An 18,746-nucleotide genomic window follows, 5' to 3' on the forward strand; every position below is an offset into this window, starting at 1 on the left:
ACCGGCATTATGCCGCCGCATGCGGGCGAAACGGGGGCTTAGAACGGCGCGAACAGCACCACGGCGATGCCAGCCGCGAGCAGCGCGGCCGTAAGAATCAACCACCACACATCACCGCGCGGGCCGGCAGCCTCTTCCTGCTCGGGTTCGGGCTCGGGTTCCGGCTGCACCACCACGGGCTCGGCGGACCAGCCTGGCGCCTCGAGGATGAAGCGATGCGTGGCCAGGCCGATCTGGTCACCCGGCTGGAGCGCCGCGCGCACCGTGCGAACGCCATTCACCCGCACCGCATGGCGAGCGGGTACGCGGGAGGCATCCAGGATCAGTTCGCCATCATCCCAGGCCAGGGTGAGCAACGCGGCATCGTTGCCGGGCAACTCCAGGGGCAGTGCGCCATGCGTGGCGCCCAGTTCGAGGCGATCGCCGATCGCGACGAGGCGGCCGGAGAGCGGTCCGGCAACCGGGCGCAGTGCGGCCGTGCAACGGGCATCGGTCGGCTCCCGCAGCTCGCGGGCCTCCAGGTCTTCGTCGTCACGAATGAGCATGCGGCACTCGCCGAGCGACAGGCTATCGCCGGGGCGGAGCAAGGCTTTCTCGCGCACCGGGCGCGCATTCACGTACACGCGGCCCACACCCGCCGCCACATCCAGCACCATGCCGCGGCGATCGCGGTAGATGGTGACGTGTTGCGGCGCGACCTGAGCTTCGGAGACGACAAGGTCGTTTTCCTCCGCCCGGCCGATCGTGAGCACGGGTCGGGACCAGTGGAAATCACCACGAGCCGAGCTGACGAATTCGATACGCATGAAGGGACCGGACAGATGACGACGCGACTTTAGCAGAGTGCGGTATCTGTTTGAACGCAAAGAGATCGGGTCGGTTCAGCCGAGCCGCCTGCTAGACTCCCCCTCCCTTTTCCCCTGGAGACCCCCATGGCCAAGATCGATATTCGCCGTGAGCACGGCAAAAGCATCGCCGAAGCACGCGCGGTGGTGGACAAGGTGGCCGAGCGGATGGCCGAAAAGTTCGGCACCAAGGGCGCCTGGCAGGGCGATGCCTACGCGTTCTCGGGCTCTGGGGTGAAGGGCGCCATTACCGTCTCGGACCACGATGTGCACGTGGGCGCGGAGCTCGGCATGCTGCTCTCGGCGTTCAAGGGCAAGATCGAGGACGAGATCCGCGGGAAGCTGGATCAGTACTTCGCCTGAGCCCGGGTGGCCTTGCCCGGGTGGGCATGCCATAATAGGGGACTTATGCGGCCACTCCGGCCACCTACACTGACCCGGAACACATGGCAAAAGACGACGTCATCGAAATGGAAGGCACGGTCCAGGAGACCCTGCCCAACACCATGTTCCGCGTGCAGCTCGAGAACGGGCACGTCATTACTGCCCACATCTCCGGCCGTATGCGCAAGCATTACATCCGTATCCTCACCGGCGACAAGGTGAAGGTCGAGATGACCCCGTACGACCTGACCAAGGGCCGTATCACGTACCGTATGAAGTAAGCGCGCGCCTGGCGCCGCCCTTCTGCGAATAGAAAAAGCCGCGGCACGCCGCGGCTTTTTTGTTGCCGGCGCCTACAACGGCACAAAAAAAGGCCGCCCGTATGGGCGGCCTTTCTCTTACACCTCGACCGGGCGTTTTACGCTTCCGCCGTTGCCGGCTCGGCCGATTCGGTTTCCACGTGCAGCTCGTCGCCAGCCACCGAGAGGGTGACCTTGCCGCCATCGGCCAGCTTGCCGAACAGCAGCTCGTCGGCGAGCGCGCGCTTGACCTTGTCCTGGATGACGCGTGCCATCGGGCGCGCACCCATCTGCGGATCGAAGCCATGCTCGGCCAACCAGCGACGGGCCTCCGGGGTCACATCCACGCTGACCTTCTTTTCGGCCAGCTGCGATTCCAGCTCGATCAGGAACTTGTCGACCACGCGCAGGATGTGGTCGAAGTCCAGTGCGTTGAACTGGATGACCGCATCCAGGCGGTTGCGGAACTCCGGCGTGAACATGCGGCGGATCGTCTCCATCGCATCCGGCGAGTGGTTCTGCTTCACGAAGCCGATGCCGCGACGCGAGGCCAGCTGGGCGCCGGCGTTCGTCGTCATGACCACGATGACGTTCTTGAAGTTCGCCTCGCGACCGTTGGTATCGGTCAGCACGCCGCGGTCCATCACCTGCAGCAGGATGTTGTACACATCCGGGTGCGCCTTTTCGATTTCATCCAGCAGCAGCACGCAATGCGGGTGCTTGGTGATCTGCTCGGTGAGCAGGCCACCCTGGTCGAAGCCGACGTAGCCCGGGGGCGCACCGACCAGGCGCGACACCGAGTGGGCTTCCATGTACTCGGACATATCGAAGCGAACCATCTCGATACCGAGCTGCATGGCAAGCTGACGGGTTACTTCCGTCTTGCCCACGCCCGTGGGGCCAGCGAGCAGGAAGCTGCCGATCGGCTTGGACGGATCACCCAGGCCCGAGCGTGCCATCTTGATCGACGACGCCAGCGCTTCGATCGCCCCATCCTGGCCGAACACCACCATCTTCAGGTTGCGCTCGAGGTTACGCAGCACATCGCGATCGGAGGCGGACACCTGCTTGGCAGGAATACGCGCCATCTTGGCCACGATGTACTCGATCTCGGCCACATCCACCTTGCCGGTACGCTCTTCTTCCGGCAGCAGGCGCTGGCGGGCACCGGCCTCATCGATCACATCGATGGCCTTGTCGGGCAGCAGGCGGTCGGGAATGTGCTTCACCGAAAGATCCACTGCCGCGCGCAGGGCCTCACCGGTGTATTCCACCGAGTGGTGCTCTTCGAAGCGGGTCTTCAGACCCTTCAGGATCTCGATCGAATCGGCCACGGTGGGCTCGACCACGTCGATCTTCTGGAAGCGGCGAGCCAGGGCGCGGTCCTTCTCGAAGATGCCGCGGAATTCCTGGAACGTGGTGGAACCGATGCAGCGCAGCTCACCCGAGGCCAGCATGGGCTTGATCAGGTTCGAGGCATCCATGGTGCCGCCCGACGCCGAACCGGCACCGATGATGGTGTGGATCTCGTCGATGAACAGGATGGCGTTCGGCTGCTTCTTGAGCTGGCCGATCACCGCCTTCAGGCGCTTTTCGAAATCGCCGCGGTACTTGGTGCCGGCGACCAGGGCGCCCAGGTCCAGCGACCAGATGGTGCAATCTTCCAGCACCTCGGGTACCTGGCCCTCGACGATACGCTTGGCCAGGCCCTCGGCCAGCGCGGTCTTGCCCACGCCGGCTTCACCGACGTAGAGCGGGTTGTTCTTGCGGCGGCGGCAGAGCACCTGGATGGTGCGCTCCACCTCGTCCTGGCGACCGATCAGCGGATCGATCTTGCCCTGGACGGCAAGCTCGTTGAGGTTGGAGGCGTACTCGCTGAGCGGGTTGCCCTTGCCCTCACCGCCTTCCTCGCCATCGCGCTCGGCGCTGGACGGGGCCGCGGAGGATTCATCGCTGATCTTGGCGATGCCGTGGGAGATGTAATTGACCACATCCAGGCGGGTGATCTCCTGCTGGTGCAGGAAATAGACCGCGTGGCTGTCCTTTTCGCCGAAGATCGCGACCAGGACGTTGGCGCCGGTCACTTCCTTACGGCCAGAGGACTGCACGTGGTACACGGCGCGCTGGAGCACGCGCTGGAAGCCCAGCGTGGGCTGGGTATCGCGCTCGTCGCCGGCGGGGAGTACCGGCACGGTTTCGGCGATGATCCGCTGCAGATCCGCCGCCAGGCGGGGCAGATCGACGCCGCAGGCACGCAGGGCGGCCAGGGCTGAGGTGTTTTCCGTGAGGGCGAGCAGGAGGTGCTCCACGGTCATGAACTCGTGGCGCTGCTCCCGGGCCTGCTTATAGCAGTGCCCAATGGTGACTTCGAGATCCTTGCTGAACATACGGACCGTCTCCGATAGCTGTGGGCGGCGGGGTCATTGCCCTTGTTAGTGCCGCATGAACTCCAGATGGGGCACTGGCTACATCTTTTCCATAGTGCACAACAGTGGGTGCTGATGAGACCGTGAGTACTCGTTGACCTGTGTCACCTTGGTTTCTGCCACCTCGCGGGTGAACACGCCGCACACGCCCTTTCCGCGGGTGTGAACGTGGAGCATCACCTGGACCGCCCGCTCCTGGTCCATGCCAAAAAAGCTACGCAACACCTCAACCACAAAATCCATCGGTGTGAAGTCGTCGTTCAGCAGGACGACCTGGAACAGGGGTGGGCGGGCCGTCTCGGGGCGGGCTGTCTCAATGGCCAGGCCGTGTCCGCGCTCGCTTTCCTGATCGTGTTCGTGTTCCTGGGACATTAATTAAGAACCTTCGGTACGCGATTCGATTATATACACCGGATTTCGAGCCCCCACGGGGTCGATTTCCACAGGTGATGGCACAATATGTCTTTTTCCAGAGCCACCCCTCCCATTAGTCAGATGACCCAGACCGACGCTGCGGCCGAAAACGTGTGGTGCCCCCGTGTGACCGTGGCCTGCGTCATCGCGGACGGCGATCGCTATCTCATCGTCGAAGAGGAGATCTTCGGCGAGCTGGCCTACAACCAGCCCGCAGGCCACCTGGACCCAGGTGAAAGCCTGCAGACGGCCGCCGTGCGCGAGGCGCTGGAGGAAACCGGGCACACCGTGGAGCTCGACGCCTTCCTCGGCGTGTGGCAGTGGATGAGCCACGAGCACGGTGAGCAGGTGCTCCGTTTTGGCTTCAGCGGCCGCTCGGTGGCCCACGATGCCACGCGCCAGCTCGATACGGGCATCCGCCGCACCCTTTGGCTGCGCCGCGACGAGATCGAGGCCCTGGGCCCGCGCCTGCGCAGCCCGCTTATCCTCGACACGATCGATGCCTGGCTGGATGGCCGCCGCTACCCGCTGGGTACCGTGGCCAGCCTGCTGCCGGGGTCCCGGCCGTGAAAGTGATCCTGGGCGTCTCCGGCGGCGTGGATTCTTCCGTCGCCGCCATCCTCCTGCAGCAGGCCGGCCACGAGGTGGAAGGCATGTTCATGCAGAACTGGGAGGAAGACGACCGCTCAGGCCCCTGCACCACCGACGATGACCGCCGCGACGCCGTGGCCGTCTGCGGCCGCCTGGGCATTCCCTTCCACGCCCGCAACTTCGCCGGCGAGTACTGGGATGGGGTGTTCGAGCACTTCCTCGCCGAATACGCGGCGGGCCGCACGCCCAATCCGGACGTGCTGTGCAACCGAGAAATTAAGTTCAAGACGTTCCTGGAGCAGGCCCAGGCCCTTGGCGCGGAGAAGATCGCGACGGGCCACTACGCGCGCGTAGATTTTTACGAAGGGCGCTACCGCCTGCTCCGCGCCGTGGATGCGGCCAAGGACCAGACCTATTTCCTGCACGCCCTGGGCCAGCGCCAGCTTTCGGCCACGCTGTTCCCGGTGGGCGAGATAGAGAAGCCCGTCGTGCGTGAAATGGCCCGCGAGGCCAGCCTGCCCACGGCGGCCAAGAAGGATTCGACCGGCATCTGCTTCATCGGCGAGCGCGATTTCCGCGCCTTCCTGGCACAGTACCTGCCGGCGAAGCCGGGTTTGATGGTGGACCCGGACGGCCGTACGGTGGGCGAGCACCAGGGCGTCATGTATTACACGCTGGGCCAGCGCAACGGCCTGGGCATCGGCGGCCGCGCGGATGCGCCCAATGAACCGTGGTACGTGGTGGGCAAGGATGTCGCCGCCAATACGCTGATCGTGGCGCAGGGTGGCGAGAACCGTTGGCTGCAATCCACCCGGCTGGTGGCCACCGATGCCACGTGGGTGGCCGGCCAGGCCCCTGCCCTGTCGTTCCGCTGCACCGCCAAGACCCGCTACCGCCAGGCCGACCAGGCCTGCACTGTGGATGTGAACGGCGATGCGATCCACGTGACCTTCGATGAACCGCAGCGCGCCGTCACCCCCGGCCAGTCCGTGGTGCTGTATGACGGCGACGAATGCCTCGGCGGTGCCGTGATCTCCGCCACCGATGCCGCCTACGGTGGCCTTGAATGACCGGACGGCGGCGCATGATCTCTGATTACTGTAGGAGCGCGCTTGCGCGCGATCCACGATTCCCGCACGCCCGGTCGCGCGCAAGCGCGCTCCTACAAGAGCTTTATCCATGAACGAAGAGCGCGTCCTGGCCCTGGCCGGCGTTTTCCAGGGTGCCGCCCTGGCCCAGCAGTTGGCCAACGAAGGCCGTTGCGACGAGGCCGCGTACGAGGCCAGCCTTGCCAGCGTGTTCCGCATCGATGCGGACTCGGTGGCGGGCGTGTATGGCAACGTGGCAGGCGTGCGCCGTGGCCTGCGCACGCTGGTAAACCAGTTCGAGGAGCAGACGCGCGATGTGGCAGTGATGCGCATGGGCGTAACCGTGTTGCGCCTTGAGCGCTCACTGGCGCGGCAGAAAGCGCTGCTGAATCGCCTGCACGATGGCATCGTCGCCGCGCAACGGCAGGTCGAGCATTTCGGCCTGACCCACCCGAACGTGGCCGCGCGCCTCGCTGAGCTATACGCCACCACCCTTTCCACGTTGAAGCCGCGCGTGATGGTGACTGGCAACCCCACCCACCTGCAGCAGAAGGCGAACGTGGATCGGGTGCGTGCATGCCTGCTGGCGTCCGTGCGCTCGGCGGTGCTTTGGCACCAGCTCGGCGGCCGTCAGTGGCACATGCTGTTCCAGGGCAAGCAAACCGCGATGCTGGCCCGCGGCCTGCTCACCGGCTCCACCCTCGATAACGGCTTCTGATCCCCGCCAACCGGGACGACGGCACGACGCTCCGGTTGACGTCGCCAGCGTGCGTTGGCTCAGCTGGCGGCGTCGAGGCCGGGAATCGTGCCGGCCAGCGTGCGTAGCAGCTCGGCAAAACCGAGCAGGTCATCCCGCCAGGGCGAGGCGCTGCGCCAGTACAGGGCGATATGGCGGCCCGGGCGCGCGCCCTCCACCGCCGCCAGCACCACGTTCGGAATGGACTGCAACCGTTCGTGGGCCAGGATCGGTACCAGCGTATAGCCGCCGCGCAGCGCTACCAGCGTGGCGAGGCTTTCGATCGAAAGATCCTGGATGCGCTCCGGCCGCGCCGCCCCGGGCATCCCCAGATCGGATACCCCGTTGCCATGGCTTTCGGCCATCAACGTGGCATCCGAGGCATCCAGGTCGGTGAGCGCGACCGCCGGCCGCCCGGCCAGCGGATGCGCCTTGTGCAGCATCAACTCATACGGCTCGAAGAACAGGGCGGTCGATTCCAGCCCGGTCACCGTGGCACTGGGCGGCGCCAGCACGGCATCCAGTTCGCCCTCGCCCAGCCGACGCAGCAGGCCACGGGGCTTGCCTTCGGAAATGGTCAGGCGCGCCCCCGGGAACCGCTGCGGAAACGGCTCGATCACGTGCGGCAGCAGGTACGGCCCCAGCGTGGACGGCACGCCCAGGCGGAATTCACCGCCAAAGGCCACATCGCCGGCACGGGCGGCATGCTCCAGGTGCTCGGCCGCCGCCAGCACCCCTTCGATATAACCCAACAGACGCTGACCGGCAGAGGTCGGCACGACCCGGCGGCCACCCCGCTCGAACAGCGGCATGCCCAGTGCCTGCTCCACTTTCTGCACCTGGTGGGAAAGCCCAGAAGCACTGATGTACATGGCCCGGGCGGCGCTGTTGAAGCTGCCCTCGCGGGCCACGGCCTGGACCAGGGCGAGGTCGCGCAGGGACACCGATGACAGGGCCATCGAAATCATCGAACGCTGCGTGCCATCAAATACGTTTGTGCCCATCCGCCGCCGCCCTCATCCTTTTGCCGCCTGATTTCGCGCAGCGTGCGCCACGAACGGTCCATTCTAGCGGACCCAAGGTCTCACGGCGGTCGCATACCGGCCGCAGACTGCGCGATAATCGACGCTTTGGCGCGCCCCTGACGGGGCCGCCCAGCCTCCCCAGCTAAGCAAGCCACGCCAGGAGTACAGCATGAAAGACTCGTTCTCAGTCGCCGACAAAATCGAAGTCAACGGCAAGAGCCACAAGATCGCCAGCCTGGCCAAGCTGGGTCAGCAGTTCGACCTGAAGCGCCTGCCCTACTCGATGAAGATCCTGCTGGAGAACCTGCTCCGCCAGGAAGACGGCGTGAACGTGACGGCCAAGGAAATCGAAGCCGTGGCGAAGTGGGATGCCAAGGCCGAGCCGGATACCGAAATCTCCTTCATGCCCGCCCGCGTGGTCCTGCAGGATTTCACCGGCGTGCCGTGCGTGGTCGACCTGGCCGCCATGCGCGATGCCGTGAAGAAGCTCGGCGGCAATCCCGACAAGATCAACCCGCTGGCGCCCGCCGAACTGGTCATCGACCACTCGGTGCAGGTCGACGCGTTTGGTTCGGAAAGCGCGCTTGAGCAGAACGTCGAGATCGAGTTCGAGCGTAACCAGGAGCGTTACTCGTTCCTGCGCTGGGGCCAGAAGGCCTTCAACAACTTCAAGGTCGTGCCGCCGCGCACCGGCATCGTCCACCAGGTGAACCTGGAGAACCTCGCCCGCGTCGTGTTCACCAATGAAGTGGACGGCGAATCGTTCGCCTACCCCGATACCGTGTTCGGTACCGATTCGCACACCACCATGATCAACGGCATTGGCGTGCTGGGCTGGGGCGTGGGCGGTATCGAAGCCGAAGCCGCCATGCTCGGCCAGCCGTCGTCCATGCTCATCCCGCAGGTCGTCGGCTTCCGCCTGAAGGGCAAGCTGGCCGAAGGCGTCACCGCTACCGACCTCGTGCTCACCGTCACCCAGATGCTGCGCAAGCTCGGCGTCGTCGGCAAGTTCGTCGAGTTCTTCGGCCCGGGCCTGCAGAACCTGCCGCTCGCCGATCGCGCCACCATCGCCAACATGGCCCCGGAATACGGCGCCACCTGCGGCATCTTCCCGATCGACCAGGAAGCGCTGAACTACATGCGCCTCTCGGGCCGCGACGAAGGCCAGATCGCGCTGGTGGAAACCTACGCGAAGGCGCAGAACCTGTGGCACGACGCGAACACCCCGGAAGCCGAGTTCACCACCGTGCTCGAGCTGGACATGGCCGATGTGAAGCCGTCGCTCGCCGGCCCGAAGCGCCCGCAGGACCGCGTGCTGCTGGAAGGCGTGCAGCAGAGCTTCCTCGACGTGGTCGGCCCGCTTACCGCCAACCGCAAGACCAAGACCAACGACACCTCGCGCTTCAGCAATGAGGGTGGCGGCACCGCCATCGGCAACGAAGCCAACGGCATCAATGAGGAAGGCGTGCTCGTCCACAAGGATGGCCAGAACTTCCGCATCAACGATGGCTCGGTCGTGATCGCCGCGATCACCTCGTGCACCAACACCTCCAACCCGGCCGTCATGCTCGCCGCCGGCCTGGTGGCGAAGAAGGCTGCTGCGCGCGGCCTCACCTCCAAGCCGTGGGTGAAGCCCTCGCTCGGCCCGGGCTCGCTCGTGGTTACCGATTACCTGAAGAAGACCGGCCTGCTCGAAGAACTCGAGAAGGTGAACTTCTACGTGGTCGGCTACGGCTGCACCACCTGCATCGGCAACTCCGGCCCGCTGCCGGCTGAAATCAGCAAGGGCATCGCCGAGGGCGACCTGGCCGTGGCATCGGTGCTCTCGGGCAACCGTAACTTCGAAGGCCGCGTGCACCCGGAAGTGAAGATGAACTACCTGGCCTCGCCGCCGCTGGTGGTCGCCTACGCCCTGGCCGGTACGCTCAACATCGACCTGACCAAGGATGCGATCGGCACGGGCAGCGATGGCCAGCCGGTGTACCTGAAGGACATCTGGCCGAGCAACCAGGAAATCTCCGACCTCATCGCCGGCGCCATCAGCCCGGAGATGTTCAAGGCCAGCTACGCCGATGTGTTCAAGGGCGACAGCCGCTGGAACCAGATCGCCTCGCCGGATGGCCAGACCTACGCGTGGGACGATTCCACCTACATCAAGAACCCGCCCTACTTCGACGGCATGTCCGCTGAAGCCGGCACCATCGAAGACATCCACGGCGCGCGCGCCATGGGCATCTTCGGTGACTCGATCACCACCGACCACATCTCGCCGGCCGGTTCGATCAAGAAGGACAGCCCGGCGGGCCGCTTCCTGATCTCGCGTGGCGTGGAGCCGAAGGACTTCAACTCCTACGGTTCGCGTCGCGGCAACGACGACGTGATGGTGCGCGGCACGTTCGCCAACATCCGCATCAAGAACCTGATGCTCGATGGCGTCGAGGGTGGCTACACCAAGTACATCCCGACCGGCGAGCAGATGGCGATCTACGATGCCGCCATGAAGTACAAGGCCGATGGCACCCCGCTGGTCGTGCTGGGTGGCAAGGAATACGGCACCGGTTCGTCGCGTGACTGGGCGGCCAAGGGCACCCTGCTGCTGGGCGTCAAGGCGGTGATCACCGAGAGCTTCGAGCGCATCCACCGCTCCAACCTGGTCGGCATGGGCGTGCTGCCCTGCCAGTTCCAGGATGGCGAGAACGCGCAGACGCTCGGCCTGAAGGGCGATGAAGTGTTCGATATCACCGGCCTGAACGGCGGCGAGTCGAAGACGGCGAACGTCAAGGCCACGCGTCCGGATGGCTCGGTCAAGGAGTTCACCGTGAAGGTGCTGCTGCTGACCCCGAAGGAGCGCGAGTTCTTCCGCCACGGCGGCATCCTGCAGTACGTGCTTCGCCAGCTGGCGAAGGCGGCGTAAGAAAAAAGGCCCGGGAAACCGGGCCTTTTTTTGCTACAGCGCCCGCTTCCAGGTTGCCGTGAAACACACCCACTTGCCGTCGTCCTTTCGCCAGCCGGTTTCCACCTGGTAGGCGCCGGCGTTATCCGGCAACACCCCCGCGCCAGCGGTCAGCGTGGCCGTAAAGGTCGCGACCATGCGCTCGCCGCGCGGCTCCACCGATATCGGCCCCAGCAACACGTGCACCTTCTGCCCGCGCAGCGCGAACACCCGCACCAGGTTCGCCAGGCCCGGCTTGTTGAGGTCGCCGCTGTTACCGTCGAAATCATCGGACAGGCTCGCCACAGTGGCGCTGCCACTGCCCGCCTCCGCCCCCGCGGCCACTGCGGTGATCGCCTTGCGTACCTGTGCGTCATCCGGCGCGCGGTGGCAGCCGCCGAGCACGGCGAGGGCGATCAGGAGTAAGGTGAACAGGGCCGTGCGGAGCTGCATGTTTTTCCCCTTCTGTGTCTCGCTGCGATGCGGCTTGCTGCTATACGCGCGCGTATGCTCCAATCCTTCCGATCGTACGACGGGTTTGCCGTGCGAGCGTCACATTTCCAGGAGTCCGTCCCGTACATGAGCAACGAGCGCCCGTGGCTTGACCACTACCCGGCCGGTATTCCCGCCGACATCGATGTCAACGCGTACCGCTCCGTTGCGGCGGTCTTCGAGGAATCGTTTCAGAAATTTCGTGATCGTCCCGCGTTCAAGAACTTCGGGAAGGTACTGACCTACGGCGAGATCGACCAGCTCTCCGCCGCCTTCGCCGGCTTCCTGTCGGGCGAACTCGGCCTGAAGAAGGGCGACCGCGTCGCCATCATGCTGCCGAACCTGCTGCAGTACCCGGCGGTGCTGTTTGGCGCCCTGCGCCTCGGCCTTACGGTGGTCAACACCAACCCGCTGTACACCGCGCGCGAGCTGCACCACCAGCTCGAGGATTCCGGTGCGCGGGCGCTGGTCGTGCTGGATAACTTCGCACACACCGTGCAGGAAGCCCTGCCCGGCACCAAGGTGGAGCACGTGGTTACCACGGCCGTGGGCGACCTGATCGGCTTCCCCAAGGGCAGCATCATCAACTTCGTAGTCAAGCACATCCGCAAGGAAGTGCCGGCCTACAAGCTGCCGAAGGAAACCCGCTTCAACGATGCCATCGCACGTGGCAAGGCACACCCGCTGCCCAAGGTGGATGTGGGCCACGACGACATCGCGTTCCTCCAGTACACCGGCGGCACCACGGGCGTGGCCAAGGGCGCCATGCTCACCCACCGCAACATGATCGCGAACATGCTGCAGGCCGATGCCTGGATCAGCGGTTCCGCGGTGGCGGGTGAAGAGATCATCGTCACGGCGCTGCCGCTGTACCACATCTTCTCGCTCACGGCGAACGGCCTGGTGTTCACCCGCATGGGCGCCATGAACCTGCTGATCACGAACCCGCGCGACATGAAGGGCTTCGTGAAGGAACTCTCCAAGGAGAAGTTCACGGCCATCACCGGCGTCAACACGCTGTTCAATGGCCTGCTGAATACCCCGGGCTTCGCCGAGCTGGATTTCTCACGCCTGCACCTGTCCCTGGGCGGCGGCATGGCCGTGCAGCGCGCGGTGGCCGAGCGCTGGAAGAAGACCACCGGCGTGACCCTGGCCGAAGCCTACGGCCTTACCGAAACCTCGCCGGCGGCATGCATCAACCCGCTCGACCTGAAGGAGTACAACGGCTCGATCGGCCTGCCCATTCCATCGACCTACGTGCAGATCTGGTCCGACGATGGCACCGCGCTGCCCGTGGGCGAAGTGGGCGAGCTGTGCATCAAGGGCCCGCAGGTGATGAAGGGCTACTGGAACCGCCCGGACGAGACCGCCAAGGTGCTCGATGCCAACGGCTGGCTGCGCACCGGCGACATCGCGAAGATGGACGCCAACGGCTACCTGTACATCGTGGACCGCAAGAAGGACATGATCCTCGTCTCGGGCTTCAACGTGTACCCGAACGAGATCGAAGACATTGTCATGAGCCACCCGGGCGTGGCCGAAGTGGCTGCGGTGGGCGTCGATGACGAGCACTCGGGCGAAGTGGTGAAGATCTTCGTCGTGCGCAAGGATCCGGCGCTTACCGAGGAAGCGCTGCGCGAGTTCTGCCGCGAGAAGCTCACCGGTTACAAGCGGCCCAAGCAGATCGAGTTCCGCGATTCGCTGCCGAAGACGAACGTCGGCAAGATCCTCCGCCGCGAGCTGCGCGACGAAGACCGCGCCAAGCGCAAGGCCGCCCAGGCCTGATCAACAAAAACGCCGCCATCGAGGCGGCGTTTTTTTATTCGTCAGTCCAGGCTTCCAGGGTATCCGCGTAGCCGCCCAGCAGCTCCCACAGCGGGGCCTGCTTGTCTTCGGGAATCAGCGAATACTCCATGCCGATCTGGCGCGCGCCCGCGCGCACCACGCGCGCCTCCACATTAATGTGCAGGTCGTGGCCAAACACCATATCGAGGATCCAGGTCTGGCCGGCTTCACCGCGCCAGCCAGCGGGCCGGCGCAGCAAGGCACCGGTCGCGGAAATGTCTACCAGATCGGTAGGGTGAGCCTCACCGCCGCGGCTCATCAGCACCGCGGTCTGCACCTTCATCCTTGCGTGGCGATAGCGCACGTTGTGGCCTTCCTTGTCAGCCATGAGCTGTTCTACCCATCCTGCCTGCCGGCGGTTAACGATCACGGTCGGCATGACCGCACCCCACGAAACTTACCTTCCGTGTCACAAACGGACACATTAGCGCAGTCTGGTCATTCCCGCCCGCGCGTCTTTAGCACGCCCGCCCTCACCAGCGCCCCGGCTCCGAAGCGCTCATTAATGCGGTCTTGCACGCCATCGGAGCGCTTTTCCCCGGTTGGCGCGGCGAACATGTCCTGTTGTTCATCGCCATGCCGGGCATCGAACCCTGAAAGCGTGACCCCAAGCAGGCGCAAACGAGGCCGCGGATGCTGGTGCCACCAAACGTTTAGCAAGCGTCGTGCCACGGCATAGATATCCGGCGTGGCGTTGCCGGGAACGGGCAACTGGGCCTGGCGGCTGTGCGTCACGAACGGTGGCTCGCGCAGCTTTACGGACACCGTTCGCGCCTTGACCTCGCGCCCTCGCGCCCGCGCACCCACCCGCTCGCACTGCCGGAGCAGCCAGGCCTCGGCGATAGCCAGGTCATCCACATCCACATCGAACGTCCATTCCGAGCCGATCGAGACTTCCGGCGCATCGGTGACCACGGGCCGGTTGTCCTCCCCCCGACACAGGGCCCGGAGCACGGCGGCGTGCCGCTCGCCCACCGCCTTGTTCAGGCGCCAGGCATCGGCCCGTAGCAGGTCGCCGATGGTGCGGATACCGACCTTCTGGAGCGCCTCCTCGGCCACCTTGCCCACCGTCCACATCCGGCCGATCGGCAGCGGATCCAGGTAACCCTCCACCTCCTCCGGCCGGATGTGAAGAAAGCCGTTGGGCTTGGACAGTTCGCTGCCCAGCTTGGCCAGCAGCTTGTTGTGGGCCATGCCCACGGAGGCGTTCAGGCCGGTGCGCTCGCGGATCGTCTCTTTCACCTTGCGACCGATGGCCTCGATGGATGAGAAAAGCCGCAGGCTGGCGGTGACGTCCAGGAAGGCCTCGTCCAGCGACAGGCCCTCGATCATGGGGGTCACTTCGGCAAATACGGCGAAAACGATGGCGGAGATCTCGGCATAGCGATCGTGCCGGGGGTGGATGAAGATGCCCTGGGGGCAGCGCCGGTGGGCCTCGGCCGAGGGCATGGCCGAGCGCACGCCGTACTTGCGGGCCTCGTAGTTGGCCGTGGAAACCACGCCACGGCGCCCCAGGCCGCCCACGATCACGGGTTTGCCCACCAGCGTCGGATCGTCCAGTTCCTCCACGGACGCATAGAAAGCGTCCATGTCGACATGGATAATGGCGCGCGACTCGAGGGGCATGGGCGTATTCTGCCGGAACCGCGGGGCGGACACAGGGCCGCCCGCTGGACTTGCGAAGGCACACGCTATACCCTGTATGTCAATCGGGTGAACTTATTCGGGCGTACCGCCCTCCCGGCCTGCAGTCAGGGCCGTCGGTGGTGTGCTTCCGGCGATTTCTCACAGACGGTGACCCTCCTGGGGTGTCCTGCGGCCATGCCTTCCGCTCGTCGGCGACGATGCGCGGCATGCCCGGCGAGGTGGCGGTACCAGCCGCCGGACGGCATCGATTTGTTGCTTGCGTTCCTGGTCGCTTGAAGGCGGCCCTTCTGACGTGTGCCGATGACTAACGAGACAACCGAAGCTCAGGTGGTCGAAACAACGCGGAATGCCTTTGCCGGTGTTCCCCAGCAGCAGGAAATGCCCCTCGCGCTCGTGCGCGGGCAGCCTGTGCTGCAAATGCCCCAGGATCTGTACATTCCGCCGGACGCGCTTGAGGTCATCCTCGAATCGTTTGAAGGCCCGCTCGACCTGCTGCTGTACCTGATCCGCAGGCAAAACCTGGACATCCTCGATATCCCTGTCGCCGAGATCACCCGGCAGTACATGGATTACATCGAGATGATGCGCGAGGTGATGCGGCTGGAACTTGCCGCGGAGTACCTGTTGATGGCCGCCATTTTGGCGGAGATCAAATCCAGGCTCCTGCTGCCCCGCCCGCCGGCCGAGGAAGGCCTCGAGGAAGATCCACGTGCGGAGCTGGTACGCCGGCTGCAGGAATACGAACGCTTCAAGAGGGCCGCGCAGGATATTGAAGACCTGCCGCGCCTGGAACGCGATACCACCGTGGTGCACGCCTTCGTCGGCGAACACAACGTGGTGCGCGTGCCGCCCCCGCTCGACCTGAAGGAGTTGCTGCTCGCGCTCAAGGATGTGCTCAAGCGTGCCGATCTGTTTACGCACCATGCGATCCAGCGCGAACCGCTCAGTGTCCGCCAGCGCATGGGCGATCTGCTCAACACGTTGGGCACGGGTGGGTTCCAACGCTTTGAAACGCTGTTCGACGTCAGCGAAGGCCGGCTCGGTGTCGTGGTCACGTTCCTGGCCATGCTCGAGCTCGCGAAGGAAATGCTCGTCGAGATCGTCCAGGAAGAAACCCTGGGCCCGATCTACCTGAAGACGAAGGTACAGACGGAGGCCGCGCGCGAAGAAGCGCTCGCCTGACGGCCCAGCCGGGCCACGAACAGGGGGCGCCGCATGAGCGGCCGCTCCCCGCGCACGAACCGATCCGCGCCCATGGGCACGGCACACCCCAAGGCCTATGCAACCCGAACAACTCAAACCCATCGTGGAAGCGGCGCTGATGGCGTCCACCCAGCCGATGACGATCGTGCAGCTCAAGGCGATCTTCGGCGAGGAAGAGGAAATCGGCACGGACGAACTCAAGGCCGCGCTGGATGCCCTGGCTGCTGATTGCGAGGGCCGTGGCGTGGAACTGGTGGAGGTCGCCTCCGGCTGGCGCTACCAGGTCCGGCGTGAGGTCCACCCCTGGGTCTCGCGGATGTGGGCGGAAAAGCCCAGCCGTTATTCCCGCGCATTGCTCGAAACGCTGGCGCTCATCGCGTACCGCCAGCCCATCACCCGCCCCGAGATTGAACAGATCCGCGGCGTGGTGGTCTCCTCCAACATCATCAAGACGATGGAGGAGCGCGAATGGATCCGCGTTGTGGGTTATCGCGACGTACCGGGCCGCCCGGCCCTGTTCGGCACCACCCGCACGTTCCTGGATTACTTCAACCTCAAGTCGCTGGATAACCTGCCTCCGCTGTCGGAGATCCGCGACCTTGAAGAGCTCAACCCGCAGCTGCGCCTTGAAGGCGATGCGGATGGCGTACCAGCCCGAGCCGCCCTGCCCGATCCGGGCATCGAGGGTGACGACGGCGAAAAGGCCGCCAACGAACCGCCCGCCGGCGATGACGACATCGCCGCGGCTTCCCACACTGCCGATGAGGCAGAGAACCCCGACGGTGCCGCCGAAGAAGACGAAGGCGCCGGGCAGAACCCCGAGGAGTCACGCGCATGAATGCGCCACAACGTTCCGTACTTAGCCTTAAGCGCAACGACGCCCCCACCGGCGAAGCCGCGCAGCTGGAAGAGCGCCTGCACAAGGTGCTGGCCAACGCCGGGCTCGGCTCGCGCCGCATGCTCGAACAGCGCATCCAGGCGGGCGAGGTCGAAGTCAACGGCACCGCCGCCACCATTGGCGCCAGTGTCCACGCGGGTGACCGCGTCGTGCTCGACGGCAAGCAGTTCGTCGTCGCCACCGATAACCGCAGCGATGCCGAAGTGCTGGTTTACCACAAGCCCGAAGGCGTGGTGACCACCCGCGAAGATACCGAAGGCCGCCCCACCGTGTTCGAACAGCTGCCGCGCCTGAAGGGTGCGCGCTGGGTCGCCGTGGGCCGTCTCGATATCAACACCACCGGCCTGCTTATTCTCACCACCGATGGCGAACTCGCCAACGCGCTGATGCACCCCAAGAGCGGCCTGGAGCGTGAATACCTCTGCCGCGTGCACGGCGAAGTGCCCGATGAAGTGATCGAGCGCCTCAAGGCCGGCGTGGAGCTGGAAGATGGCCCTGCCCGCTTCGACGAGATCGCCACCATCAGCCGCGGCGGCAGCCATAGCTGGTTCCGCGTCACCATCCGCGAAGGTCGCAACCGCGAAGTGCGCCGCCTGTGGGACTCCCAGGGTTTCCTGGTGAGCCGCCTGAAGCGCATCCGTTACGGCACCGTGGAACTGCCGCGCGCCCTGCGCCGTGGCGATTGCGAGAACCTGGACGACACCGCGATCAAGGCCCTGCGCGAGCGCGCTGGCCTGGGCGCGCCGGCCCCGGTACTCACCTTGAGCGCCGTGGTGCACCAGCGCCGCGCCCCGCGCCACGTCACCGAGTACCGCCCGGACAAGGCAACGACCGGTGCGTGGAGCTCGGCCCGTCACGATGAGGCCCGCGAGCTCACCGCGTTCGATCGCCTGCGCGACGATACGCCGGGCCGTGCTGGCAAGGGTGGCCGCGGTGGTCGCGGCGCCCCGGGCGGCCAGGGTGGCCGTCGCGAAGTAAACGGCAACGTCGATCGCCCGGACCGCGCCAACAAGCCGCGCAAGCCGTCCTCGCGCCGCGTGGCGCCGGGCCAGGAACTGCCGGCCATGCGTACCTGGTTTGCCGGCGATAGCCGCACCGGTGGCGGTGGCGGCAATGCCAACGGCAACGTCGCCGGCGGCAACCCCAATGGCAACCGCAGCGGCGGTGCCCGTGGCCCGCGTACCGGCGGCCAGGGTGGCCAGGGCGGTGGCAACCGCACGGGCCAGGGAGGCGGTGGTAACCGTGCCGCTGGCGGCCAGGGCGGCGGCAACCGCGCCTACGGCGCGCCCGGTGGCGGCAACCGTGCGCAGGGCCAGGGCGGCCCGAGCCGCTCGGGTGGCAACCGTGCTTCCGGTGGCCCCGGCGGTCCCGGTGGCAACCGTGGCCCGCGTGGTCCCGGTGGCGGCGGCGGTGGTAACCGTGGTGGCCAGGGCGGTCAGGGCGGCAATCGCGGCCCGCGCGGCGGCAACCGTGGCGGCAGCGGCGGCGGTAATCGCGGCGGCAACTTTTGAGTTCGCCCACCCTCTGGCATAACCCGCGATGCTCCAAGTCGCGGGAGACGCTCGCGCTGCTCCAGCAGCGCGGCGTCGAGCCGGTGATCGTGGAATACCTGAAAACCCCGCCGTCCGCGGCGGAACTCGATCGCGTACTGAACCTGCTCGGCCGCGAGCCGCGCGAGCTCATGCGCCAGGGTGAAGAGGCATACGCCGGCGTGCCGGCCGGTGCCGACCGTGCCGCGCTTATCCGTTACATGGTGGAACACCCGAAGCTGATTGAGCGGCCGGTGTTCATCAACGGTAAGAAGGCCGCTGTCGGGCGGCCGCCCGAGGCGGTTCTCGAGATCGTGTAGTCGGCGCTACGTAGGGATCGCGAGCAAGCTCGCTCCTACAAGGGCCTGCGCAGATCTTATGTAGGAGCGAGC

At 65.7% G+C, this 18,746-nt stretch carries 18 protein-coding genes; 11 read left to right on the forward strand and 7 right to left on the reverse strand.

All coding sequences use genetic code 11. The features are described from left to right. Positions 1–38: 38 nt before the first annotated feature. Entirely contained in the window at positions 39–806 is a 768-nt protein-coding gene (locus ABIE56_RS04850; protein WP_429242707.1) for an FHA domain-containing protein, read from the reverse strand. Positions 807–932: 126 nt separating this feature from the next. Between ABIE56_RS04850 and ABIE56_RS04855 the strand changes: the two genes are divergently transcribed. Together ABIE56_RS04855 and infA are read left to right on the forward strand one after the other, a co-directional pair. After that, a complete protein-coding gene (locus ABIE56_RS04855; protein WP_429242708.1) occupies positions 933–1,208 on the forward strand; it encodes a polyhydroxyalkanoic acid system family protein in 276 nt (91 codons plus the stop codon). Positions 1,209–1,291: 83 nt separating this feature from the next. Continuing rightward, positions 1,292–1,510, forward strand: a complete 219-nt coding sequence (gene infA / locus ABIE56_RS04860; protein ID WP_019466733.1) for a translation initiation factor IF-1 — start codon at positions 1,292–1,294, stop codon at positions 1,508–1,510. 137 nt (positions 1,511–1,647) lie between these two features. Here the strand turns inward: infA and clpA are convergent, their stop codons facing one another. Together clpA and clpS are read right to left on the reverse strand one after the other, a co-directional pair. Beyond that, a complete protein-coding gene (gene clpA / locus ABIE56_RS04865; RefSeq protein ID WP_429242709.1) occupies positions 1,648–3,915 on the reverse strand; it encodes an ATP-dependent Clp protease ATP-binding subunit ClpA in 2,268 nt (755 codons plus the stop codon). Positions 3,916–3,993: 78 nt separating this feature from the next. After that, positions 3,994–4,326, reverse strand: a complete 333-nt coding sequence (clpS, locus tag ABIE56_RS04870) for an ATP-dependent Clp protease adapter ClpS (RefSeq protein ID WP_247434800.1) — start codon at positions 4,324–4,326, stop codon at positions 3,994–3,996. A gap of 123 nt (positions 4,327–4,449) precedes the next feature. On the opposite strand from clpS, the gene ABIE56_RS04875 reads away from it, so the two are divergent. The 3 genes from ABIE56_RS04875 (at position 4,450) to hflD (ending at position 6,765) form a co-directional block, all read left to right on the forward strand. Next, positions 4,450–4,938 (forward strand): NUDIX hydrolase, encoded by a 489-nt coding sequence (locus ABIE56_RS04875; RefSeq protein ID WP_429242710.1) that lies wholly within the window; start codon positions 4,450–4,452, stop codon positions 4,936–4,938. Next, the gene (gene mnmA / locus ABIE56_RS04880) at positions 4,935–6,029 is read left to right on the forward strand and encodes a tRNA 2-thiouridine(34) synthase MnmA (protein ID WP_429242711.1); all 1,095 of its coding nucleotides are present in this window, start codon (positions 4,935–4,937) and stop codon (positions 6,027–6,029) included. Before ABIE56_RS04875 ends, mnmA begins: the two co-directional genes overlap by 4 nt. Positions 6,030–6,138: 109 nt before the next feature. Next, complete coding sequence (gene hflD / locus ABIE56_RS04885; protein WP_429242712.1) at positions 6,139–6,765, forward strand: high frequency lysogenization protein HflD; 627 nt, start codon at positions 6,139–6,141, stop codon at positions 6,763–6,765. A gap of 59 nt (positions 6,766–6,824) precedes the next feature. Here the strand turns inward: hflD and ABIE56_RS04890 are convergent, their stop codons facing one another. Further along, the gene (locus ABIE56_RS04890) at positions 6,825–7,787 is read right to left on the reverse strand and encodes a LysR family transcriptional regulator (protein ID WP_429242713.1); all 963 of its coding nucleotides are present in this window, start codon (positions 7,785–7,787) and stop codon (positions 6,825–6,827) included. 190 nt (positions 7,788–7,977) lie between these two features. On the opposite strand from ABIE56_RS04890, the gene acnA reads away from it, so the two are divergent. Beyond that, complete coding sequence (acnA, locus tag ABIE56_RS04895; RefSeq protein WP_429242714.1) at positions 7,978–10,722, forward strand: aconitate hydratase AcnA; 2,745 nt, start codon at positions 7,978–7,980, stop codon at positions 10,720–10,722. A 33-nt stretch (positions 10,723–10,755) separates the two neighbouring features. On the opposite strand, the gene ABIE56_RS04900 is transcribed toward acnA, so the two are convergent. Continuing rightward, the gene (locus tag ABIE56_RS04900) at positions 10,756–11,193 is read right to left on the reverse strand and encodes a hypothetical protein (RefSeq protein ID WP_429242715.1); all 438 of its coding nucleotides are present in this window, start codon (positions 11,191–11,193) and stop codon (positions 10,756–10,758) included. 126 nt (positions 11,194–11,319) lie between these two features. Here ABIE56_RS04900 and ABIE56_RS04905 point away from each other — a divergent pair, with 126 nt between their 5' ends. Then, on the forward strand, positions 11,320–13,017 hold the full coding sequence (locus ABIE56_RS04905; RefSeq protein WP_429242716.1) for an AMP-binding protein: 1,698 nt from the start codon (positions 11,320–11,322) through the stop codon (positions 13,015–13,017). A gap of 34 nt (positions 13,018–13,051) precedes the next feature. On the opposite strand, the gene ABIE56_RS04910 is transcribed toward ABIE56_RS04905, so the two are convergent. After that, positions 13,052–13,456, reverse strand: a complete 405-nt coding sequence (locus ABIE56_RS04910; protein ID WP_429242717.1) for a PilZ domain-containing protein — start codon at positions 13,454–13,456, stop codon at positions 13,052–13,054. Between the two features lie 59 nt (positions 13,457–13,515). Next, positions 13,516–14,703 (reverse strand): DNA polymerase IV, encoded by a 1,188-nt coding sequence (gene dinB / locus ABIE56_RS04915; protein WP_429242718.1) that lies wholly within the window; start codon positions 14,701–14,703, stop codon positions 13,516–13,518. Positions 14,704–15,102: 399 nt separating this feature from the next. Between dinB and ABIE56_RS04920 the strand changes: the two genes are divergently transcribed. The 4 genes from ABIE56_RS04920 (at position 15,103) to arsC (ending at position 18,674) form a co-directional block, all read left to right on the forward strand. Further along, positions 15,103–15,906 (forward strand): segregation and condensation protein A, encoded by an 804-nt coding sequence (locus ABIE56_RS04920; RefSeq protein WP_429242941.1) that lies wholly within the window; start codon positions 15,103–15,105, stop codon positions 15,904–15,906. A 97-nt stretch (positions 15,907–16,003) separates the two neighbouring features. Beyond that, positions 16,004–16,765, forward strand: a complete 762-nt coding sequence (gene scpB, locus ABIE56_RS04925) for an SMC-Scp complex subunit ScpB (RefSeq protein ID WP_429242719.1) — start codon at positions 16,004–16,006, stop codon at positions 16,763–16,765. Then, complete coding sequence (locus ABIE56_RS04930; protein WP_429242720.1) at positions 16,762–18,336, forward strand: pseudouridine synthase; 1,575 nt, start codon at positions 16,762–16,764, stop codon at positions 18,334–18,336. The genes scpB and ABIE56_RS04930 overlap by 4 nt, the downstream gene beginning before the upstream one ends. Further along, entirely contained in the window at positions 18,333–18,674 is a 342-nt protein-coding gene (gene arsC / locus ABIE56_RS04935; RefSeq protein ID WP_429242721.1) for an arsenate reductase (glutaredoxin), read from the forward strand. The genes ABIE56_RS04930 and arsC overlap by 4 nt, the downstream gene beginning before the upstream one ends. Positions 18,675–18,746: the final 72 nt, after the last annotated feature.

The organism is Luteibacter sp. 621, from assembly GCF_050435445.1.
Classification (GTDB): Bacteria; Pseudomonadota; Gammaproteobacteria; order Xanthomonadales; family Rhodanobacteraceae; genus Luteibacter.